This is a genomic window from Methanolapillus millepedarum, assembly GCF_032594115.1.
GTDB lineage: Archaea > Halobacteriota > Methanosarcinia > Methanosarcinales > Methanosarcinaceae > Methanolapillus > Methanolapillus millepedarum.
On the sequence record NZ_CP131060.1, the window covers coordinates 1739159 to 1762924 of the forward strand.

Annotated in this window: 9 protein-coding genes; 4 read left to right on the forward strand and 5 right to left on the reverse strand. The window is 44.6% G+C overall.

Annotation, left to right across the window (positions count from 1 at the left end; genetic code table 11):
* Positions 1–430: 430 nt before the first annotated feature.
* Together MsAc7_RS07925 and MsAc7_RS07930 are read right to left on the reverse strand one after the other, a co-directional pair.
* Positions 431–6325 carry a cobaltochelatase subunit CobN gene (locus MsAc7_RS07925; RefSeq protein ID WP_338102376.1) on the reverse strand — a complete coding sequence of 1965 codons (5895 nt, stop codon included), beginning with the start codon at positions 6323–6325 and terminating at the stop codon, positions 431–433.
* Between the two features lie 217 nt (positions 6326–6542).
* Positions 6543–7073, reverse strand: a complete 531-nt coding sequence (locus MsAc7_RS07930; RefSeq protein ID WP_338102377.1) for a hypothetical protein — start codon at positions 7071–7073, stop codon at positions 6543–6545.
* An 873-nt stretch (positions 7074–7946) separates the two neighbouring features.
* Here MsAc7_RS07930 and MsAc7_RS07935 point away from each other — a divergent pair.
* Positions 7947–8123, forward strand: a complete 177-nt coding sequence (locus MsAc7_RS07935; protein WP_338102378.1) for a hypothetical protein — start codon at positions 7947–7949, stop codon at positions 8121–8123.
* Positions 8124–8573: 450 nt separating this feature from the next.
* Here the strand turns inward: MsAc7_RS07935 and MsAc7_RS07940 are convergent, their stop codons facing one another.
* Together MsAc7_RS07940 and MsAc7_RS07945 are read right to left on the reverse strand one after the other, a co-directional pair.
* Positions 8574–14552: a cobaltochelatase subunit CobN gene (locus MsAc7_RS07940; protein WP_338102379.1), complete on the reverse strand. Its 5979-nt coding sequence runs from the start codon at positions 14550–14552 to the stop codon at positions 8574–8576.
* 136 nt (positions 14553–14688) lie between these two features.
* Positions 14689–15450, reverse strand: a complete 762-nt coding sequence (locus tag MsAc7_RS07945) for a hypothetical protein (RefSeq protein ID WP_338102380.1) — start codon at positions 15448–15450, stop codon at positions 14689–14691.
* Positions 15451–16284: 834 nt separating this feature from the next.
* On the opposite strand from MsAc7_RS07945, the gene MsAc7_RS07950 reads away from it, so the two are divergent.
* Positions 16285–16461: a hypothetical protein gene (locus tag MsAc7_RS07950; protein WP_338102378.1), complete on the forward strand. Its 177-nt coding sequence runs from the start codon at positions 16285–16287 to the stop codon at positions 16459–16461.
* 459 nt (positions 16462–16920) lie between these two features.
* Here MsAc7_RS07950 and MsAc7_RS07955 read toward each other — a convergent pair whose 3' ends face one another.
* A complete protein-coding gene (locus MsAc7_RS07955; protein WP_338102381.1) occupies positions 16921–22539 on the reverse strand; it encodes a cobaltochelatase subunit CobN in 5619 nt (1872 codons plus the stop codon).
* Positions 22540–23140: 601 nt separating this feature from the next.
* Between MsAc7_RS07955 and rpl7ae the strand changes: the two genes are divergently transcribed.
* Together rpl7ae and MsAc7_RS07965 are read left to right on the forward strand one after the other, a co-directional pair.
* Positions 23141–23506, forward strand: a complete 366-nt coding sequence (gene rpl7ae, locus MsAc7_RS07960; protein ID WP_338102382.1) for a 50S ribosomal protein L7Ae — start codon at positions 23141–23143, stop codon at positions 23504–23506.
* Positions 23507–23533: 27 nt separating this feature from the next.
* Positions 23534–23755: a 30S ribosomal protein S28e gene (locus MsAc7_RS07965; RefSeq protein ID WP_338102383.1), complete on the forward strand. Its 222-nt coding sequence runs from the start codon at positions 23534–23536 to the stop codon at positions 23753–23755.
* Positions 23756–23766 lie beyond the last annotated feature (11 nt).

The following is a 23766-nucleotide window of genomic DNA, read 5'->3' on the forward strand; positions in this document are numbered from 1 at the left end:
TACGGTGTTTAATTTTACAAATCTCATAGTTTTTCCCATTCAGTTGATCAATTAATTTTAGTTGAAAAAAGTTAAACAAAAAGCCAATTCTTCGGTTTATTTTGAAATTTTCACAAAACAAACTCTGCATTTTTATGAGCTTTAATCAAATAAAAACAAATGTATTTTGATAATAATTATTATTTAAAAGGATAACAAATAACGATAAAAATGTAAATCTAAAAAATAGGGACGAATTCATTGAAGTTTATCAAAAACGGGCCCCTATAACGTGCGCAAGCAGTGTCAATGAAAAAGAAATGAACAGAAAAAGAAATGAACAGAAAAAGTGACAGAAAAAATCGAAGAAGGTAAATTCTTCTTTTTTTAATTTCACTCTTTCTGAGTTTGGTTTTATTTTTAATTTTTGGGTGATTTAAATTTGGACGGTTTAAATTCCCTTCTTCCGGTAGCCGTAAAACATCGCGCCGATGATGATCACCACAAGAGCAATGGCGAAAATGCTGGATGATGAAAACGTCGGATTCGCCATAAAGTCGCGAACGGAATTCGCAGCGTTTTGAATGGAGGTGGTCATTTCATATCCGGACACAGGAGCCCCCGGTGTTCCCGGAGTAGTGCCGTCCGTTCCGTAACCGCCGCCGACATCCGTTCCGTCGGATGGCGTTTCACCGGAATCGGAAGACTCCGACGGACCGCTTGAAACCGCCGCTGTTCCGAAACCGCCGCCGGAGGAGGTTGACGGTTGTGAATTGGCAGACGGTTTATCACGTTCGGTCGCTTCTTTAACAGCATCCCAATACGCCTTTTCCTCATCCGGCGTCAGGCCGAGAACCGACATTTGTCCGGCGATGAACTTGTCCAAAGACGGGTTGCCGCAGCTGTGGTGACAGCAGGCGACGCCATGTTCGATGACATCTTTGACATACGTTTCCATCAACTGCTGCATCTGCTCGTTATTCGCGTCCCAGTATCCGGTTCGAGACGCTTCAATCATCCGAGCCGTTACCGATTGGAGCGCATACGGGGAGGTGGTTGACATCCATTCGACCATTTCCGGGTCATTCGCGAATGCTTCAAAAACCCGATCCCATGTGCTTTGGCCGATTAATTCACCATTGCTGGCCACCGACCAACCGTAGAGATTTTCAATATATTCAGCCATCATCATAGCGCCGCTGTAGCCGGCTTCCTTTTGACCTTTAATCCATTCCGGATTCAAAAGCCTTGAACTAATATCCTTCTCAATGTATTCGGTTGCCGTATACACAATTTTGTCGCCGTCCTTGTAATTGTGGATGTTGCTGGTATCCGCAATATATTCTTGAGGAACCTTCCATTGTTTCATATCTTTGATGTAATTCCCGTCTTTATCGTACATGGATGACGCCATATTCATAATACCGAAGTATTGGTAAACATCGTCATTGTCAACGGAGTCGTACAGGTTTCCGGCGCTCGCGAAAATCGAAGCGTCCGTCCGCCCGAGAAGTGTTTGAAGCAGTTTTGTAATGGCTTCGCTGCTTTCACCCCAATTGTCTTCCGTGTACAAGTAACCCATTTTTGCCAAATACAAATCGGTAATCGATTTTAAATCGTCCTGATATGTCGGCGATTTCGGGTCCAGATTTCCGCTGGCGCTGACAAGATTTCCGGTTCCGATTTCATAGTTTCCAAGCTCTTGCGCAAAAACGCGAGCAGTTGCTAATTTTTCGGCTTCTGCTCGTGAAAGTCCGGCTTTTTCAAGGATCTTAATCAAGTCTTCAACATTGATCTTGACATTGTTTTTGACGGTCGGACGGTCCGCGGAATCATCCAGTTTCGCCACATCTTTAACTGCCTGGTCAATGTAACGCAACATACTGCCGTAACCGTCGCGCATGCCGGCGGAATTGTAAACAACGTCCACACGCGGCCGGTCAACGGTGACCGCTTTTCCTTTCCCGTCTTTAAAGGTTAATTGAAACATTTGGTCATAGTTTGAATCGCCGACAACAACCGGTTTTGCGCCCGTGAAAACGCCACGCGAATTCCAAGTTGGCTCACAGCCAAGCAGGTAGAACAAACAAGCTTCCAGCGTTCCTTCATCTTGAATGTAATCCACGCCGAAACGCATGAAAGAAACCGTTTTTGGGAATTCGCCGTACTTTTGATAATAATCAATCAAAAGCTGCTCGCCCATCGCTTGTCCGACGCGCCAGGCGGCCGGCGTTGAATAAGTGGACGGGTCGATACCGTAGAAGTTGCGTCCGGTCGGCAAAACGTTCGGGTTCAGTACCGGATCGTTTCCGGAAGATGGGGCGATGTATCCGGCGGACAGCGCGTTTTTCAGCGCGTTCATTTCGGAGTCACCGCATTCCAAAAGGGCATTTCCATAATCAATGCGGTTGTTGGCCATCATCATGTATACCATTTGGTCGTTATACCACGGGCGGATGGTGTTGGTCATTCCAATATTTTTTGCCAACGACTTTTCAACATTTTCATATGTAATCGGACCATTATTTCGAACATCAGAGACAAATCGAATCATGGCTTTTTGCATTTCGGTTTCGTTAAGATAACTACCGTTTGTATCTTGATATGTTCCCGGTGTGTCTGTTGCCAAGTTTGATGGGATACTGAAATAGTAATAAAACTCAAAGAGGTCGTCAACCATCAGAGAATACAAATTTTTAGTTGTCGGGGTCGTTTCATTACCGATGAATGTTTCTTGCCACGCCGTCACCACCTCTTCAGAAGTTGGATATGATGTTGTGTCCGAAATATAACCCGTCGGACCGAGAAGGAAGTAAATGATCTTGTCTTCTTTGGTTTTCGCATCGTCGGTTTCTTTATTAAACACCGCTTGTAAATCCGTTCGAATTTGATCGGCTCCGGGAGCAGTGTCGTACGTAATCATTTTTTCCACAAACTCTAAAACATCGTCTTCTGTGTATTTGGAATTGATGTCGTCGTTTGGAATCGCGGTTCCGTTCGGGTAAGTTAATCCCTTGTTAGTGGTCGGGATGCTTGATACATCATCGAAATAAGTATCCAGCAAAATGTCATCAAAACCTTGTCGGCTCCACATGTTCCAAACCATCGGCGCCAGTTGTTCGCTGTTGAAAGTGCCGTAAGTATGAGTGCCGTAAGACAAACTGTTTTCCTTAATGGATTCTACGAAGCTGTGAAGTTGGTTTTCAAGGAAAAGATCGAAAACGCCGTCTTCGTTTGCCGCTAAATAGTCTATGATGTCTTTTTCCGTTACTTTTTTGATATCGGCATCTTTCACTTTGCTGAGATCACCGCCTCTGTATTTCTCCGCTGCAACTTCCTTCTTATAGGTGTAAAACTGTTCTGGAAAAGCTTCATCCCAACCGAGCGCGTAAACGTCTTCGATGATGATTTGGCGGTAAGCGCCCAAAATGGCCGTGTCGGTCATGCCGCTGGAGACTTGTTTTTGGTAGCCGCGAATCGCCGTTTCCATGTCAATGATGTTGTCGTAAAGCCGTGTTTTCACCATCGGTGGCGTCATATGGGAAATAATCACGGCGTTTCCACGGTATTCCGCCGTCAAGCCTTCGCCGACGTTGGCAACGATATAGGGATAGATGTTCGGAATATCCGGAAGCAAAACTGGCCCCCAGTCCTTCGTACGGCTTAGACCGACAGACGTTCCCGGCAGCCATTCCTGTGTTCCGTGTGTTCCGAAGTGAACGACCGCATCAGCTTTCCAATCTTCGTCATTGTAAAATCCGGTGGAACCTGTTCCGGTACTGTCGCCTGTTCCGCGGTTGAGCCAGAAGTAAGTGGCGACGTACTGATGCGTCGGCGGCAAATCGCCGCTGTGATAGGTGGCGGAATCAAGTGCTTTGTCGCTCGCAAGCGCCCGGTTCGGCTCCGGCATCATACGGACGCCGCCGAATTTTACCATCGGGACAACAATGTAATTTCGGTCAGCACCGCCGCCGATTTTGTTGTCTTTGTCGTTCCAAATCATGCCGCCCCAAGCCGCGTCAGATGCGTTGTTGCCCGGAATCGGTCCGAACGCAGTCGGCGTTCCCCACGTTTTGACCAGAGAATCGTACAGTTTCGGATCCATCGTTCCGTTTCCGCCTTCGGATATTGGCGTGGTTTCGTGTTCCAGCCATTCCAAATAATCGCTGACCGGAATCAATTCGCAACCCCACCAGTCGTCAGGATCGCCTCCGGTCGCGATGAAATCGACGCGCTGCTGGACCATTTTGTCAAGAACGCCCGGCGCATAACCGCCGACATTGATTCCTTGGGCGTAAATCAAATTGATGAGGTTTTCTTCGTTCAGAATTAATTTTTCGTCGGAAACCGTGTAATCAAACTGATACTCTCCGCCTTTTCCAATGGCCACGAGCGGCAATTTGCCGGTCCGGACGTCGTATCCGTCCGTTCGAAGTTCTCGGAGAATTCCTTGATAAACCGGTTCCGTAATCGAGACCGTTGAGTTTCCGGCAGTGACGCGCGCTTTGGCGCCGTCGCCCGCAAAACTTCTCATGACGTTCAAATAATTGGCGCCGATTTCTTCTTTTCCGGGCGGATAGTTGTAGTACATGAATACGATTTTTTTGTCGGCATTGGTTGTATTATTCAATTCTGCCCACGCAATCGCGCGGTCAGCGATCCATCCGACATGATGCGGATTCAAAGCGATAAAATCCGTCATACCATCAAGGTTTGACGAAGAAACCATCCATGAGAAGGTATCCTCAGGGAAACCTGAATTGGCGTCATACTTTGTTTCAATGGACCATCCCTGATAGCCGACCAATTTAATCACAGGAACGTTTAATTCTTCCAGCTGCCTGACGCCGTCCGGCTGGTTATCATAAGCCAATGCCCAATTCTTAATGGAAATGAAACATGAAACATAGCAGTCACCGTTTTCATCCATAAACTCTGTATCAAGTCGGCTGTAAATACTATGGTCCGCAGATGTTGAAACCGCAACCACATTATATCCTTTGTTTTCCAATTCATCGGCGATTTTAGAAATATCTGATTTATATGTGGAAAATCCGAAAACTCCGATAAAAGGTCTATCGGGCGTGTAATATTCACTTCCCTTATACCAGTTCATATATTCTTTTACGGTTTTGAAATATTTATTGGCTGAAGGATGATAAACATCGCCTTCAGGAAGATTCATTGTGTTCAATGGAATAATGCCGGTCTGAGCAAAATTTTTCCCATATTTAGACGCAGGATACAAAAATGTTCCGTTTATTTGTCTTTTAATATTGGCTGTCGCTGTATCCATATCGAAATGTGATGATGATGTCTGAAGAACCAAATTGTCAACATCCGGATAATTTAAAATTCTAGTTCCGTTTCCGTTTTCACCGGTCTTCTTGAATGTTACTCCGGTAATTCCTCCCCCATAATCAGGGTCTGTAGCAGGACGCCGGGACATATTCGCATAAGCGTTAAAATAAAGAGTTGCATTCGTTTTCGAAGCTTCCTCAAATATATCTGCGTACTCCGACATCATTGTATTATTAAAAAATCCGTCAAAAATAATAACATCATAGTCATTAAAATCTATGTTTTGTGCCGTCATATTCGCACGGAGTTGATTTGCGGAATGCCATGTGTTGTCATTTAAAAAAGGAAGGTCTAAGATTTGCCCTTTGTCATCTTCAGGAACAGTGCCGTAAGAAACAAAAGTACTGTTTTCCAAATCAAAATATTCAGAATATAAAGTCATTCCAAGCATTGTTTTGGTGATATTAAAACCATATGTGCCCGATAATCTGGAAGCCATCTCTCCCGTATCATAACCGACATAAAGAATCTTGGTTTTAGAAAAGTCATAAGAAGTGCCGCCTTCGGGTTCGGTATAATTGTCAAGAAGATGACTAATTACCAAATAAGTCAGAGACCGAATGTCTAGTTGTACAACATTCTCCGGATTATTAAGTTGACTGGTAGATGTCGGAACCCTGTATCTGTAAGTTAAAAGTCGTTGCAACTCATTATCCGTAAGGTCAATACATGATCCGGATGAACCGGATATACCAACAATAGTCAATTCATCATTATTTTGTTTTATATCCAAAAGTTTACTGTTATTTTCATCGCTGAGAATAATCATATCCAGAACAATAATGTGTTGAGATGAAGCCGCACCATCTATAAATTCTCCAAATTCCGTTTCATTGTACCCATCAATATAAACGTAATTGACGTTATCATAATAAACGTTCGCATGCTTTTCCATCCAAAGCCCGAAACAACTTGTTGTAAGGGATAATGTAGACGGCTCAAATCCGACATAAGTAATGTTGATGGAATCATCTGCAGAAGCCATTGGAATTGTTAAGACCGTCAATAAAATCAGAACTAAAAGTAAACTTGAAACTAAACTTGCTCTTTTTTTTTTGAACATACCGTTTCCCCCAAGCGGAATTTAAAATGTCCGGATCATCTTTAAAATAATTAAAACCTGTGAAAAAATTAAAACCTGTAAAAAATTAGGATTTGTGAATAAATTAAAAGTGACGGCAATTGCCGTCACAAATTTCAAATTATACGTGCGGCGCAATGGCTTCCATCAGGATCAAGAAGTCGCTCCATGTTGAAGCCCAAGCATCGATTTCATTTTCATCCATTGCTCCAAACCATGCATCTGCGACGTCACTTGTTACAGTGTTGTTGTTGTCGTATGTGTCACGAATTGTAAAGTAGTCAGGAGCCGCGGAGATTCCGTCGGGGTAGTCCTCAGCAAAAACAGAAATCGTAATTGCAGAAGGAGAACTGACATTATATTTGGTATCCAAATAGGATATCAGATTCTCATTTAACGGGTTGAGGTCGTCAGAAAAGAGCATCGTAAAACCAACAACATCCGGATTGGAATTCATTAATGTGATTCCCGCATTCGGAATAACAGCGCTTGTGCGTGCATATCCAACATAATTCATGCTGTAGTCACCAATATCATAAACGCCGTTGACATTCGTCGAAAAGTCATAGTATCCGGAATAGTTGTAGCCGTACCAAACAACATCAATATCGGCCTCTTCTGCGCTGGCCATGCCTGCAAGTGCGAGCATCATTGCCAATGCAACAAAAATTGCTAAAAGTTTTTTTGTCATTTTAAAATCACCTTTTGATTTTTAATTTCTTTATTTGTTCACGTTTTCACGTCTCGATTCTTGAAATCCCTTTCAAAAACCCCCTCCGACCTTTCGGCCGAACGGACCAAAAACCGAAAATCCAAATTCCGCCATGTGACGGTATAAAACAAAATCAAAAGATTCTTAGTTGATGAATTATATTAATCAAATAAAAATTTACAACTCAAAGATAGATTTATTAACCAATAAATCATTCAATGGATTACGTTCCTGAAAAGGAATTCATTTTTATTCGACAATGCATTTCTCAATCTCAAATCTTGAGATTTTGTTTCGGTCATGCGGGAACATGACCGGAATCCGATTTTTTAATTTTTCAAGTGATTTCATTTTTGCCGCCAAACGGGTTTGATCCGTTTTCCGCTGAAAAGCGGTTTCATGAAGCGGCACACGATTTTATTGATTATTGACAGTTGATTTTCGACATCGAGTTTTTTGATTGCTTTCGCTCTGACGTTTTTGCTTGAACACAAATTTCGCCGGTTTTTGAAAAAGGATAGGGTTTGACCGGATTGTTTTAGGGTCTGTTGTCGGTTTTAAACGATGTTTGAGGTCTGTTTTGAGATATTTCAGGTTTTGAAAGGTTTTGTGAACGAATCTTGGAGTCAAACACCGGCGAAATTTGGCAACAGATTCGGGAATATTCTCGTGGTGGAATGGGTGACCCAAAGGTGCGCAAAAGATGAAAAAGCAAAAGAGGAGAATGGCGGAAAGGTTATATCCGAACCGACCGATAATTGAACTTGCCTCTTTACGCTTCGGAGCATTCTTTTCTCAAGCGCATTTGGGGTCATGTCTCGGCTGCGTTGCCGCGCGGCCGGGATTCCCGAATCTGTTTTGATTGAGGTACTGGTTGTTGTCGTTTTTTTGCTGTGGTTCGTTTTTTTTCTGAAATGGGTGCCAGATCTGCCGCTCGGCGGGGTTGAACCGCCGTTTATGCTTTTTGAAAAACAAAAAGCGGCACGGTGATGATATGGTGAACGAACAATCGCATGCCAACAAAAAGAGTTGAGAAAAAAGAAAACTCAACAAACTGTTTTTAGGTTCAAAAATGAATTGTGTCGGCCATTAGAGTAATAATCAACACAACTTGTAATCAACTAATACTGTCAAAAGTATATATATCTATCCAAATGGAATATATATGTTATCATTTTAGATAACATTGTGCTGTTTGTTTTTTCAAAACAAGTCATACCGGATTATTCAAATAATTCGAAAATAAAAATTGGAAATCAAGTAAAATTGATAAAAATCCGAGTGAAAAGGAAATAAGAAAAGTTTCCGGTTTTTTAAAACGCGAATGAAAACGTGTCGCTGTAACGCGCGCACCGGGCTGTCGGCGCAAAAAAATAAATATGAAAGGAATTTCATTCAGTCGAGACTGAATTTTTTCCTTTCATTTTGATTTCATGGGCATTAAATGTTTTTCTTCCGGTAGCCGTAAAACATCGCGCCGATGATGATCACCACAATTGCAATGGCGAAAATGCTGGACGATGAAAACGTCGGATTTGCCATAAAGTCGCGAACGGAATTTGCAGCGTTTTGAATGGAGGTGGTCATTTCATATCCGGACACAGGAGCCCCCGGTGTTCCCGGAGTAGTGCCGTCCGTTCCGTAACCGCCGCCGACATCCGTTCCGTCGGATGGTGTTTCACCGGAATCGGAAGACTCCGACGGACCGCTTGAAACCGCCGCTGTTCCGAAACCGCCGCCGGAGGAGGTTGACGGTTGTGAATTGGCAGACGGTTTATCACGTTCGGTCGCTTCTTTAACAGCATCCCAATACGCCTTTTCCTCATCCGGCGTCAGGCCGAGAACCGACATTTGTCCGGCGATGAACTTGTCCAAAGACGGGTTGCCGCAGCTGTGGTGACAGCAAGCGACGCCATGTTCGATGACATCTTTGACATACGTTTCCATCAACTGCTGCATCTGCTCGTTATTCGCGTCCCAGTATCCGGTTCGAGACGCTTCAATCATCCGAGCCGTTACCGATTGGAGCGCGTACGGGGAGGTGGTTGACATCCATTCGACCATTTCCGGGTCATTCGCGAATGCTTCAAAAACCCGATCCCATGTGCTTTGGCCGATTAATTCACCATTGCTGGCCACCGACCAACCGTAGAGATTTTCAATATATTCAGCCATCATCATAGCGCCGCTGTAGCCGGCTTCCTTTTGACCTTTAATCCATTCCGGATTCAAAAGCCTTGAACTAATATCCTTCTCAATGTATTCGGTTGCCGTATACACAATTTTGTCGCCGTCCTTGTAATTGTGGATGTTGCTGGTATCCGCAATATATTCTTGAGGAACCTTCCATTGTTTCATATCTTTGATGTAATTCCCGTCTTTATCGTACATGGATGACGCCATATTCATAATACCGAAGTATTGGTAAACATCGTCATTGTCAACGGAGTCGTACAGGTTTCCGGCGCTCGCGAAAATCGAAGCGTCCGTCCGCCCGAGAAGTGTTTGAAGCAGTTTTGTAATGGCTTCGCTGCTTTCACCCCAATTGTCTTCTGTGTACAAGTAACCCATTTTTGCCAAATACAAATCGGTAATCGATTTTAAATCGTCCTGATATGTCGGCGATTTCGGGTCCAGATTTCCGCTGGCGCTGACAAGATTTCCGGTTCCGATTTCATAGTTTCCAAGCTCTTGCGCAAAAACGCGAGCAGTTGCTAATTTTTCGGCTTCTGCTCGTGAAAGTCCGGCTTTTTCAAGGATCTTAATCAAGTCTTCAACATTGATCTTGACATTGTTTTTGACGGTCGGACGGTCCGCGGAATCATCCAGTTTCGCCACATCTTTGACCGCCCGGTCAATGTAACGCAACATACTGCCGTAACCGTCGCGCATGCCGGCGGAATTGTACACCACATCCACACGCGACCGGTCAACCGTAATGGTATTTCCTTTTCCGTCTTTAAAGGTCAATTTGAACATTTGGTCGTAATTTGAATCGCCGACAACAACCGGTTTTGCGCCCGTAAAGACGCCTTGCGCGTTCCAAGTCGGTTCGCAGCCGAGCAAATAGAACAAACAGGCTTCCAGCGTTCCTTCATCCTGAATGAAATCCACGCCGAAACGCATGAATGAAACCGTTTTCGGGAATTCGCCGTACTTCTGATAATAATCAATCAAAAGCTGCTCGCCCATCGCTTGACCGACGCGCCAGGCGGCCGGCGTTGAATAAGTGGACGGGTCGATACCGTAGAAGTTGCGCCCGGTCGGCAAAACGTTCGGGTTCAGTACCGGATCGTTTCCGGAAGACGGGGCGATGTATCCGGCGGACAGCGCGTTTTTCAGCGCGTTCATTTCAGAGTCGCCGCAGGATTCCAAAGCGTTTCCGTAATCAATACGGTTGTTGGCCAGCATCATGTAAGTCATCCGGTCATTGTTCCACGGTCTTCCGACGTCGATTGTTTTGCCATCGGCGGACATGAAGTTTTTCGAAAGCGCCTTTTCAACCGTTTCGTATGACACTGTTCCGTTGTCTCGCACATCCGTCACAAATTGGACCATCGCTTTTCGCATTTCAACGTCGTTTAGATAGACGCCGTTTGTGTCTTGGTAAGTTCCTTTGTTTGAGTCATCCGTGGCCAGCCGGTCCGGAACAGAGAAGTAGAAGTAAAACTCAAAGAGTTCTCCTTTCAAGAGCGTATACATGTTGTGGTTGTCAACATACGTATTTTCCCAAGCGGTAACGACATCTTCAGCTGTCGCATAGTTCGCTGTATCTGAAATGTAACCGGCCGGTCCGAGCAGGAAGTAAATGATTTTATCCTCCTTGGCTTTTATTTCATCGGCGGTCCCGGTTTCTTTATCAAATACTGTTTTCAAATCTGCCCGAATTTGATCGGCGGTCGGCGTTGTTGTTCCGTAAGCCATCATTTTTTCCACAAGCTCTAAAACGTCATCTTCCGTATATTTGGAGTTGATGTCATCACTTGGAATCGCGGTTCCGTTCGGGTAAGTTAATCCCTTGTTGGTGGTTGGAATGCTTGTCACATCATCAAAGTAAGTGTCCAGCAAAACATCGTCAAATCCTTGCCGGCTCCACATGTTCCAAACCATTGGCGACAACTGTTCGGTATTGAACGTTCCGTAAGTATGAGTCCCGTAAGACAAACTGTTTTCCTTAATGGATTCCACGAAATTGTGCAGTTGGTTTTCAAGGAAAAGATCGAAAACACCGTCTTTGTTGGCAACCAAATAGTCTGAAACATCTTTGTCCGTGACGCTTTTAATATCAGCCGCAGTGACTTTGCTGATATTGCCGCCGCGGTATTTTTCCGCCGCAATTTCTTTTTTGTAAGCGCTGAATTGTTCGGGGAAAGCATCGTTCCATCCCAGCGCATAAACGTCTTCGATGATGATTTGGCGGTAAGCGCCCAAAATCGCCGTATCAGTCATGCCGCTTGAAACTTGCTTTTGATAACCGCGAATGGCGGTTTCCATGTCGATGATGTTGTCGTAAAGCCGGGTTTTGACCATCGGCGGCGTCAAATGCGAAATAATCACGGCGTTTCCGCGGTATTCTGCCGTCAAGCCTTCGCCGACGTTGGCGACAATATAGGGGTAAATATTCGGAATTTCCGGAAGCAGAACCGGCCCCCAGTCATGGGTTCGGTAAAGTCCGACGGACGTTCCCGGCAGCCATTCCTGTGTTCCGTGTGTTCCGAAGTGAACGACCGCATCAGCTTTCCAATCTTCATCGTTGTAAAATCCGGTGGTTCCGGCGCCGGTACTGTCGCCTGTTCCGCGGTTGAGCCAGAAATAAGTGGCGACGTACTGATGCGTCGGCGGCAAATCGCCGCTGTGATAGGTGGCGGAATCAAGTGCTTTGTCGCTCGCAAGCGCCCGGTTCGGCTCCGGCATCATACGGACGCCGCCGAATTTTACCATCGGGACAACAATGTAATTCCGGTCAGCACCGCCGCCGATTTTGTTGTCTTTGTCGTTCCAAATCATGCCGCCCCAAGCCGCGTCAGATGCGTTGTTGCCCGGAATCGATCCGAACGCAGTCGGCGTTCCCCACGTTTTGACCAAAGAGTCGTACAATTTCGGATCCATCGTTCCGTTTCCGCCTTCGGATATTGGCGTGGTTTCATGTTCCAGCCATTCCAAATAATCGCTGACCGGAATCAATTCGCAACCCCACCAGTCGTCAGGATCGCCCCCGGACGCGATGAAATCGACGCGCTGCTGAACCATTTTGTCAAGAACGCCCGGCGCATAACCGCCGACATTGATTCCTTGGGCGTAAATCAAATTGATGAGGTTTTCTTCGTTCAGAATTAATTTTTCGTCGGAAACCGTGTAATCAAACTGATACTCTCCGCCTTTCCCAATGGTCACAAACGGCAATTTGCCGGTCCGGACGTCGTATCCGTCCGTTCGAAGTTCTCGGAGAATTCCTTGATAAACCGGTTCCGTAATCGGGACCGTTGAGTTTCCGGCAGTGACGCGCGCTTTGGCGCCGTCGCCCGCAAAACTTCTCATGACGTTCAAATAATTGGCGCCGATTTCTTCTTTTCCGGGCGGATAGTTGTAGTACATGAATACGATTTTTTTGTCGGCATTGGTTGTATTATTCAATTCTGCCCACGCAATCGCGCGGTCAGCGATCCATTCTTTGTTTTCGTCGTTGTAGCCGATGAAATCAATCATGCCGTCCACATTTGAGGACGCCGCCATCCAGGTAAATGTGCTGGCCGGAATTCCGGAATTCGCGTCATAACCGGTTGTTGCGCCCCAGCCCTGACTTCCGATGACTTTAATCACCGGAACGTTCAGCTGTTCCAGTTGATAAACGCCTTCCTGTTGGTTGCCGTAATTCATCGCCCAGTTTTTCATGGAAATCAAACAAGTCACGTAACAGTCATCGTTTGCGTCCAAAAAAGAACCGGTCATATCGTCGTAAACGCCGACAGCGTCGCCGCCGCCGACCACGACGTTGTATCCTTTGTCTTCAAGGATTTTGGTGAGCTCTTTCATTTGCGGGCCGTAAACAGAAGAAAAGCCGAAAATACCGATGTAGGGTTTTCCGGGATGGTAATAAACGCTGTATTGATGCCAAGCCATGTATTCGTCCATCGTTTTGAAGTATTGGCCGGCCGCCGGATGGAAAATGTTTCCGGATGGGATGGTTAAATAGGCATTAACCGGAACTCTCATGTCTTTCGTCAAATCTGTCCCATATTTATTTAGTTGTAAATAAGCGCGAAACATATTTTTAATCGCGGTCGGATTTGTATTTAGTGGGAGATTCCCTCCAAAATCATAAAGAACGGCAGAGTCAGGATAATTATCTAATCCCGTTTTTGAAAAAGTTGTTTCTTTTTGTGTCTCATTCTTATATCGGTTATAAAACACAATTTTTGCGCCGGCTGTATCAACTTCATCAAATATCGGCTTAAAATCAAGGAGCATATTATTATCAAAAAATCCATCGAAAATAACAATATCATATTCTTCAAAAGAAATGTTTTGAGAACTCATGTTTGTTCTTAAATTGCTAACGGAATACCAGCCTCCTGTCAACGGGTAAATAAAAACGGTTCCATCCGGCGTTGATCCATAAGAAACAGACTCCATTTCAAAATAACGTGAATAAAATGTCTTTTCAAGGTTTTGTTTTTGGAAGTTAAACCCAAAAATGCCGGAATAGCGGGAGCCTTGCTCTCCGATATCATATCCAACATACAAGATTTTAGTTCTGTCAAAATTCATTCCGGATATTTTATCTGCGGGAGCATAAGTTTTGAGAAGGTGACTAATCATCAGGTGACTCAAATCACGTCCTTCAACTTTTTCTGAACCTATTATCTCTTCTTCAATTTCTTCATCGCTCAAACCTTCCCCCTTGTAATATTCTATCCAACCCTCCCAGTCCTTAGGATCAAACGGAGTAAAATGATAATAGGGTACCGTCACAAAATAGATTAATTCGGAGTCTTCTTGAACATCAAATATGTCGCCAACATTTTGTTCATTGGCTTGAATTTGAATCAATTTTAAATTTGGGTTTGCAACTTTTGCGGTTTTTAATTCATCAGAAATGACGTCGTTTACAAAAATCATGTCAAAAACCACAATATCTTGATGAACAATATCACCGCTGAACGAGACAAAGTCTAAAAGCTCTTGACTCGGTCCCCAAGAATCGTCATAGGCATAAATGTAATTATAATTGACATTATATGTCGGCGGCAAATTTTTCACGTATTTCTCGGACAAAACTTCTATTGCAGAGATACTGTCAGCTTGATTAAAGCCGATATATGTAATATTTACAGCCTCATTTGAAGCGGCGGCGGTTTGGAAAAAGACAAAAGTAAGAATCAATAAAAGAGAAAACATCCATATTTTTTTATTTACCATAATCTAACACTCCACGAAATAGCTCCATCTCATCCCTGGAAATTATCCTCATCAATAATTTAATTTAGAAAAATCCGAAATAACATTTAAAAAATAAAAAACGATGAGTTTGAGCTCATCGTCAATTTTTAAAAATTTAGTTCAACCCGCTCAAAAGTTCCAAGTAATCCTTGAACTCAGCTGCGCTCACGGTCGCACCGGAGTCTGCCAACGCCTTGTTAAATGTTCTTGCGAACGTCGATGGTGAGGATTGGCTCAATGTGTCTCGATATCCAAAGTTTGACGGAGCGGAAGACACACCGGTCGTGTAGTTCTCAGAAAAGATGGAAGCCATTTTCGTATGAGTTGCGTTCACGGAACTGAATGCAGAAACAAAGTTGGCATTTGCCTGGTTTTGCGTATTCATAATCGGTGAAAAGAACATGTCCACGATGATGTAGTCAAAGTTGCTGCCCTTTTCTTTCACAATGTCTGTCACATAAGCCGGAACTCCGGTTGTGTTGGTATAGTTCATTGTGTCCAGGTCGATGTACATGTAAATGTACCAAACATCTTGACCGGTTCCGTTTGTGACATTGATTTTACCGGACGTGTGGATGTCGGTAATGTTGGTGTATGTGTAGCCGGTTGCGTTGGTGTATGATGTCACGCTGGTCCACGGGGATGTGTGGCCGGAACCATTACCCATGGCGGTGCCGCTGCCCCATCCGGGGTACGACCAACTCCAACCGACGTACAACACGGTGTAGGGATTTGCTTGTGTTCCGTTTCCGCTGTTTACAATCGGTACGGTTGTAAAGCCCGAACCTTTATAATTATCGGCTGCTGCTGCCATCGGGACCATCGCAAGGACCATCATGACTACAACGGCGACCATTAATACTTTTTTATTTAACATTTTAAAATCACCTTTTGATTTTTAATTTTCTTATCTGTTCACGTTTTCACGTATCGATTCTTGAAATCCCTTTTCAAAACCCCCCTCCGACCTTTCGGCCGAACGGACCAAAAACCGAAAATCCAAATTCCGCCATGCGACGGTATAAAACAAAATCAAAAGATTCTTAGTTGATGAATTATATTAATCAAATAAAAATTTACAACTCAAAGATAGATTTATTAACCAATAAATCATTCAATGGATTACGTTCCTGAAAAGGAATTCATTTTTATTCGACAATGCATTTCTCAATCTCAAATCTTGAGATTTTGTTTCGGTCATGCGGGAACATGACCGGAATCCGATTTTTTAATTTTTCAAGTGATTTCATTTTTGCCGCCAAACGGTTTTGATCCGTTTTCCGCCGAAAAGCGGTTTCATGAAGCGGCACACGATTTTGTTGATTATTGACGGTTGATTTTCGACATCGAATTTTTTGATTGCTTTCGCTCTGCGTTTTTGCTTGAACACAAATTTCGCCGGTTTTTGAAAAAGGATAGGGTTTGACCGGATTGTTTTAGGGTCTGTTGTCGGTTTTAAACGATGTTTGAGGTCTGTTTTGAGATATTTCAGGTTTTGAAAGGTTTTGTGAACGAATCTTGGAGTCAAACACCGGCGAAATTTGGCAACAGATTCGGGAATATTCTCGTGGTGGAATGGGTGACCCAAAGGTGCGCAAAAGATGAAAAAGCAAAAGAGGAGAATGGCGGAAAGGTTATATCCGAACCGACCGATAATTGAACTTGCCTCTTTACGCTTCGGAGCATTCTTTTCTCAAGCGCATTTGGGGTCATGTCTCGGCTGCGTTGCCGCGCGGCCGGGATTCCCGAATCTGTTTTGATTGAGGTACTGGTTGTTGTCGTTTTTTTGCTGTGGTTCGTTTTTTTTCTGAAATGGGTGCCAGATCTGCCGCTCGGCGGGGTTGAACCGCCGTTTATGCTTTTTGAAAAACAAAAAGCGGCACGGTGATGATATGGTGAACGAACGATCGCATGCCAACAAAAAGAGTTGAGAAAAAAGAAAACTCAACAAACTGTTTTTAGGTTCAAAAATGAATTGTGTCGGCCATTAGAGTAATAATCAACACAACTTGTAATCAACTAATACTGTCAAAAGTATATATATCTATCCAAATGGAATACATATGTTACCATTTTAGATACCATTGTGCTGTTTGTTTTTTCAAAACAAGTCATACCGGATTATTCAAATAATTCGAAAATAAAAATTGGAAATCAAGTAAAATTGACAAAATAGTATAAAATAAATCCGAGTGAAAAGGAAATAAAAAAAGTTTCCGGTTTTTTAAAACGCGAATGAAAACGTGTCGCTGTAACGCGCGCACCGGGCTGTCAGCGCAAAAAATAAATATGAAAGGATTTCATCAGTCGGGACTGATTTTTTCCTTTCATTTTGATTTCATGGGCATTAAATGTTTTTCTTCCGGTAGCCGTAAAACATCGCGCCGATGATGATCACCACAAGAGCGATGGCAACAAAGCTGGATGTCGAAAACGTCGGATTTTCCATGAAATCCCGAATGGCTGACGCCGGTCCGTTTGAAATTTTTTCAACCATTTGGTATCCTTCGACATTTCCGGCTTTTTGCCCGAGGTCCGTTCCGTAACCGGCTCCGGCATCCCCGGCTTCTGACGGGTTGGGTTCGCCGCTGTCGCCACTGACAACAGAGACGGTTCCATATCCGCCGCCGCTTCCGCCGGAATTTTTCACGCCGTCGCTTGCCGGTTCGACCGGACGCTCGGTTGCGGTTTGTAAAATGTCCAAGAATTGCTTTTGTTTTTCTTCGCTGACGCCGGCGACCGACATCTGTCCTGCGACAAAACTGTCAAAGAACGGATTTCCGCAGGTGTGATGGCAGCAGGCGACGCCGCTTTCAATCACGGAATCAATATATTGGTTGACCAGGTCGTTCATGACGTCTTTGTCCGCGTTCCAATATTTACCATCTTCTTTCGCAGCGGTTTGGATCATGCGCGCGACAATAGATTGATAGCTGTAAGCGTTGTTCGGATCTTTAAACCATTCCTCATTCTCTCCGGTTAAGAGGGAGTTATAGATATCGTTCCACATTTTATCCGTCACCAAATCCGGATCCATGGCCGCCCAACCCCACAAATTTTCAATCATCTTGGCGATTTCGTGGGCGCCGGAGTAGCCGGCGTCTTGCATTCCTTTTTGCCATTTCGGATTGAGCGTCCGTGCCGTTAACTCATTGGCCAGATAGTTGTCCAAAGAGGTCATTTCAGCGCCGCCGGCTTTTTGGAGGTTGGTGATGTAAGAGTCCGGTTTTTTCCCGTCCGGTCTTGATTTTTCAACCGCCAAGTTCAGTCCGCCCAAAAATTGGTAGACGTCGTCATTGTCCAAAACACCGTAAAGCGATGACGAGCGGCTGTGAACGGTCACGTCCACATTTGCCAGGTTGTCTCGGAATAACTGTTCATTGTTTTGCGTTCCCCAGCCGCCGATGCTGTTATAAACATATCCCATCCGGGAAATGAAAAATTCCGCCAATTTGTTGTTGTCGGACCACGATTCGGTCGAACCGACCGCCGTTTCCATGCCGACGCCGTAGGTGTCCGCCGCCGGTCCGAAAATTCTGGAAAGCGCCTGGTCTTTGGAATAACCTTTGCTGATCAAATTATCCGCGTTTTCTTTGATGTAATTGACCCCGTCTTGGTCGTAAGCCAGCCGGACCGCCCGGTCAAGCATCAACACTTTGTCCGGAAACGTATCGCGGTAAAGGCCGGAAATCTCAACAACAACATCAATGCGCGGGCGAACCGTTTCTTTGGTACCGTCGCCGTTCAAATCGACTTTCAGATCCGATGCCGGAATCACATTAAACTTCGTCGGGCTGACAACTCCGTTGGCGTCCCATGATGGCGAAATCCCCAAGAGGTACATGATTTGAGCTTCCATCACGCCTTCGTGACGTGTGGTTTCGCCGGCCCAAAGAACGAATGCCATCGATTTCGGCCACTCTCCGTGTTCGTTATAGTATTTCGCCAGGAGTTCGTCGGTTAACCTGACGGCAACGTCCCACGCTTCCTTGGACGGCACAAGCCGCTGATCAATGGTTTGGAAATTTCCGCCGGTCGGCATCACGTGCGGGCGGGAAACCGGGTCGCCGCCGACTTTGGGTTCGATAAATCTGCCGGAAAGAGCTTTCAAGATTTGATCAATTTCTCGGTCATGCTTTTCAAAATCATTTTTGTATTTGATTCCGGTCTTTAAGTAAGATGCCAAATCCGTTTTTTGAGCCGCTGTGAGCGTAAAAACGGAAAGGGCTTCCTCCGGCGTTTTCCCGTTTGAAATGACCTCTTCCAACGCACTGTAAGCGTTACTTTCCGTCAAGCCGGCAGTTGTTGCGTTTTTAATATATGATTCCGTATCTGATACATCTAATTTATAAAAAATAACTTCCACAGATTCGGAATCGGACAATGGCTTTCCCAGATAATTCGCGTATTCTTTTCCGCGATTTAAATCTTTAATCAAAACCAACTTTTTGTCGCTTGTTGCGGATATACTGCTGACCAAGCTTTTCGGGGAACCGCCATCTAAAACGGCTTCTTCCAGCAAGTCATAGGCTTGCTTTTCCGATAACCCGGCAGCAGAAGCGTCGGTCAGATAGGAGGCGCCCATCATCGCTTCAACCATTTCCAATAATATTTCGCCTTCCATCGGCTTTCCAAGAACGTGAAGGCCGTATGGCATATAGCTTGATTTTAAATCTTCTAAGATGTCGTCTGTTTTTTCCAGGATTTTGTCGAAATCGCCGTCATTCATTGTATTCAGCTGCGTCGTTGTCACGTTCAGGCGGACATCAAAACCGGTGGTGTTCAAAAGACCGATAATTGTCCTTTTTGTTTCGTTCTTGGTATCCCCGTCGGAGAGCGTTTGATATGACAGAATTTTACTGTTCAGCGTTGAATAGTCTCCGTAAAGTTCGGCGTAGACAATCGGCGGCGTCATGTGGTCGACGATGACGGCATTTCCGCGCCGTTTGGCGACCATTCCCTCTCCGACGCCGTCAACAATGTACGGGTAAATAATGGGAACATGTCCTGCCATCACGGCCGGCCAGTCGTATCGGGAAAGCGCGGATTCTTTTCCGGGAAGCCATTCTTGGGTACCGTGCCGTCCCAAGTGAATAATGGCGTCCGCGTCAAATCCGAGTTCCGCCGGACTTGCTTGCGGGTCATTTTTATGTTGAAGCCAGAGGTAAAAAGCAATGTATTGGTGAGTCGGCGGGATGTTGGTGTCATGATACATCGCTTCGATGCTTTCGGCGTTTCCGCGCGACGGCTGCGGTGTTAAAATAATACGTCCGGCATCGGTACCGGAATCGTCGGTCACATCAATGTAGGGAATGATGATGTATTTGTTTTGGTATACCATGATGTTTCCGGGCGCCGTTCCCCAAAGGTCTTCGACTTCTTTGAGCTTCTTTTGGTACAATTGTTCCTGATCTGCTCGTTTTGCATCTTGATCCGCCGAGTCTAAATCAGCAATCGTCGCTTCAAACCAGTCGCCTAAATAAACATCGCGGAACCATTCCAAATAAAGATCCTTGGAAATAAAAACGGCTTTTCCGTTGTCGTAAATTTCGGCATTTTCCGGAATGTTGACGTCGCCGACTAACTTTTTGAGTTCGCCGGGCGCCCATCCGCCAACGTTAATTCCTTGAGTGGTCATGGACTCGATTAACGCGTCAGCGTCAGGTGTTTTGGACAGGTCGATGTTATAGCCGCCCGCTTCCATTCCTTTTAACAATTCGATGGTACTGTTCGGGACATTCAAATAAGAAGCGCCGATATTTCCTTTGCCGCCGCCGTGGTTGTAGTAAACGACCGCGATGTTTTTGTCGGCGTTACTTGTTTGTTGAAGATTGATTTGCGCATTGATGCGGCTGACAAACCAGTCGATTTGTTCCACCATTGGTTTCGTGACGGTGGCACCGTCGATAACTTCTGTGGAAACAACCGCGATCGGATCAATAAATCCTTGAAGTTCCTGGTTGATCAGCTTTGTGGTGCTGTTCCCGAGCGGGTGCGTCGACTCTTCCCAAGCCGCCGCCGTGTCCACAATCAAAATGTTGAAGACCGGAACATCCAAGACGGTTTGGTTAAAGCGGTGTTCGCCAATGTAACGGTAGTTCAAAATGATGTCAATTTCCCCCGGAATAAAGTAAGCGCCTCCGCCGTCGGCCGTATCGAAATAAGTCGGTGCTTCGCAGTAGGTGGCGATGACATTGACGCCGGATTTTTCAAGTTCTTCGATCAACTTGGCGATCGGTTCCATTTTGTCCGGGAAATACGATTTGTAAAAAGTAATGCCGACGGTCGGTTTTGCCGGGTCGTAAGTAACCGGATTGTCCGCACCGTCCCATGCAACTGTATTTGTTTTGTACCAATTGATGTAGGCTGTGTAGTTGGATTCAAAAACGGATCCCATCTGCAATTCCATATTCGGGTGGTAAATGGCTTTGATTGGCAGAGTCACCGGTTCTTTCGGAAGCGGTAAATCGTACCGCCCGTAAAAGTCAATCAAAATCATGTTGACCATTTGTTCCAAGTTGGAATGGTCGTAGGGTGTGTTTGACCAATAATCCGAAATTTTGGCTTGATACTTATTGGCGTTGTCGGTTGTGTCTGAAATTCCGGAAATGCTTTTTCGTTGATACGTCCCGTATGAGGCTCCAAAACGTGTGGCGTTGTCATCAAAAAGGGTGATGACCGCGCCTTTATTTGTTTGGTTTTTGATGGCGGATTCCAATTGATTCCAAGTCGGTGTTGTCGAAACCATGTGAATCGTGATCACATCGGCGCCGTTTAGTATCGAATCAATTTCCGATTGAGTCATGCTTGGAACTTTTTTGGTTTCAATCGACATTAATGTGACATTTTTACCGGCGTAATCGGCCGCTAATTCCTGAATGATTTTATTGTGCGTTTCATAACCGCTGATGATAACGACTTTTCGCGGAACGTCCGTGAGCGCCGGGTCCGGGTTCACAACGGAGACTTTTTTGGTTGAAATGTAGTTGCCGCTTTTGGCGGTGACTGTCACGTCCGTTCGTCCGTATGGAAGATTGGTTTTGTCGATTGCAAATGTGTAGACTCCATTTGTTTTTGAATCCGGAGTTTTTGTCGACGTCGCCGGTCCATTTTTATCGGTATATGAAATGGTCACGGATTCGTCGCCAAACACGGTGACGTTTATTTTTGAGGTTGTGTCTTCTGTTTTTTCGGAAACATCAGTCACAACGGGCCCTTGAAGCAAAAGCATTTTTGCTTCTTTTCGGGGGTTTGCCGTCGGCGATGTTTTAATTGTACCATTTATTTTGTATAAACCGCCTTCTGCCGGCGTTTGGTCTTTGGCGGCGGTATAAATGTCGCAAACCGGCATTAATCCGTTGTCGGCCGCTTTTTTAATGATAATGTCCTCTGTGGTGACGCTTGATGAAGAGACCGTTACTTCGGTCATTTGGACGTAAGGCGTACTTCCCATCAGCCAGTAAGAAACAATCGCATATTTTCCGTCCGGAACATTCTTAAATTCGAAGTTTGGTCCCGGATTGGTCTCTGTACTTTCGGTGACTGAAATCAAGCGGTAATTGCTGATGTCAATAATTGGTGGTTCTTTAAGTAAAAGAACGGTCGCATCTTTTCGAATCGAATCTGATCGAAATATCGCACCTGTCACCGCTAAAGACCCGCCTCCGGCAGGAGATAAATCTTTGGTGTTGGTGTAAATATCAAAATAAGGTTGAAGACCGGGGTTGTCGGCGAGTTTTAAAACATGAATATCAGAAGCTGTTGCATTATCAGTGATTGTTATTTCAGCGGCTTGTACATATTCGGTCGATCCCATCACCGATCGTGCAACGATTAAATATTTTCCGGCCGGAACATTTTCAAACTTATAATTCGGGCTTGCAACGCTGTCGTTACTTGTTGTTTTTGCGATGAGTGTATAACCGTTCCATTCACTATCGCCGGCCGCAACAGAAAGTCCTGTCATTGGAATCATAGAAAACAGTAGCAGAAGCAATACAAAAAAAGTATTTATTTTTTTCATCGTGTATTTCCCTCAATTTTATGAATTACTAATATATATCGAAAAATATTAATAAAAATTTAAAATATTAAATATTTTAGTCAAATAAACTTGTTTTCAAAGAGATTGATTTGCTTTTTATCGGATTTGCAAATCAAATTAAGTTTTTCTAAACAGCAACAAAGAATAAAAGGCTATTTTTTTGAATAATAAATATTAGCCATTAAGATAACAAAAATAAAATGAGAACAAAATGAATGTTGTCGGTTTTTCATCGCCGGCCGCTTACGCGCGTTATCCCAATCCGCCGGTTTTTACAAAAACGAAATGAACCAAACGGTAATCGTCATCAAAAAACGCATAAAAAGGTTTATAACCTATATTTGCCTCTATGGTCTGTTTTAAGCTCAGACTTGACCTTTAATCATTTTTTAAATTAACCGATTCATTAATTCAAAAACTGATTCCGATATTTTTCAAGCGAGTCATAAAACAACTATGAATAATGAAGGTTTGACGCGCCGATTAAATCCGTGCCGGCCAAACTTGAAGGAGATTGATTTATATGGCAAAATTCGCTACATTCGACGCCCCCGAAGAACTTCAAAAGATCGCTCTTGATGTTGTTGAAACCGCAAGAGACAGTGGAAAGATTAAGAAAGGAACCAACGAAGCCACAAAGACAATTGAGCGCGGCACCGCCAAACTCGTCGTCATCGCGAAAAACGTGGAACCGGCTGAAATCATTGCCCACTTGGGTCCTCTCTGTGAAGAAAAGGGCGCTGCATATATTTTTATTAATGAGCAAAAGGAGCTCGGAGCCGCTTGCGGCCTTTCCGTCGGCTGTGCGGCTGTTGCCGTCGCAGATGCCGGAAAAGCTTCCGAGATGTTATCCGACCTCGCTCAGAAACTTGCCGCTCTCAAAAACTAATTTTAACCGATTGAGGAGAGAGAAATAATGGCAGACGAAAATAACACAAACGGATTTCCGGCCGAAGTGATTGAAATCATCGGAAACACCGGAATGCATGGTGAGGCCAAGCAGATCCAATGCAAAATATTGGAAGGCCGTGACAAGGGAAGGGTTATCACGAGAAACTGCGTGGGACCCGTCAGAGTCGGCGACATTTTGATGTTGATTGAAACATCGCGTGAAGCCAAGAAATTAACGATGAGATAAACCGGTGATTG

Coding starts and splice junctions, on each gene's coding strand:
- MsAc7_RS07925 (WP_338102376.1), bottom strand. CDS start 6,325: ATGGCTTCTGCAGATGATTCCATCAACATTACTTATGTCGGATTTGAG.
- MsAc7_RS07930 (WP_338102377.1), bottom strand. CDS start 7,073: ATGATGCTCGCACTTGCAGGCATGGCCAGCGCAGAAGAGGCCGATATT.
- MsAc7_RS07935 (WP_338102378.1), top strand. CDS start 7,947: ATGTCTCGGCTGCGTTGCCGCGCGGCCGGGATTCCCGAATCTGTTTTG.
- MsAc7_RS07940 (WP_338102379.1), bottom strand. CDS start 14,552: ATGGTAAATAAAAAAATATGGATGTTTTCTCTTTTATTGATTCTTACT.
- MsAc7_RS07945 (WP_338102380.1), bottom strand. CDS start 15,450: ATGTTAAATAAAAAAGTATTAATGGTCGCCGTTGTAGTCATGATGGTC.
- MsAc7_RS07950 (WP_338102378.1), top strand. CDS start 16,285: ATGTCTCGGCTGCGTTGCCGCGCGGCCGGGATTCCCGAATCTGTTTTG.
- MsAc7_RS07955 (WP_338102381.1), bottom strand. CDS start 22,539: ATGACAGGACTTTCTGTTGCGGCCGGCGATAGTGAATGGAACGGTTAT.
- rpl7ae (WP_338102382.1), top strand. CDS start 23,141: ATGGCAAAATTCGCTACATTCGACGCCCCCGAAGAACTTCAAAAGATC.
- MsAc7_RS07965 (WP_338102383.1), top strand. CDS start 23,534: ATGGCAGACGAAAATAACACAAACGGATTTCCGGCCGAAGTGATTGAA.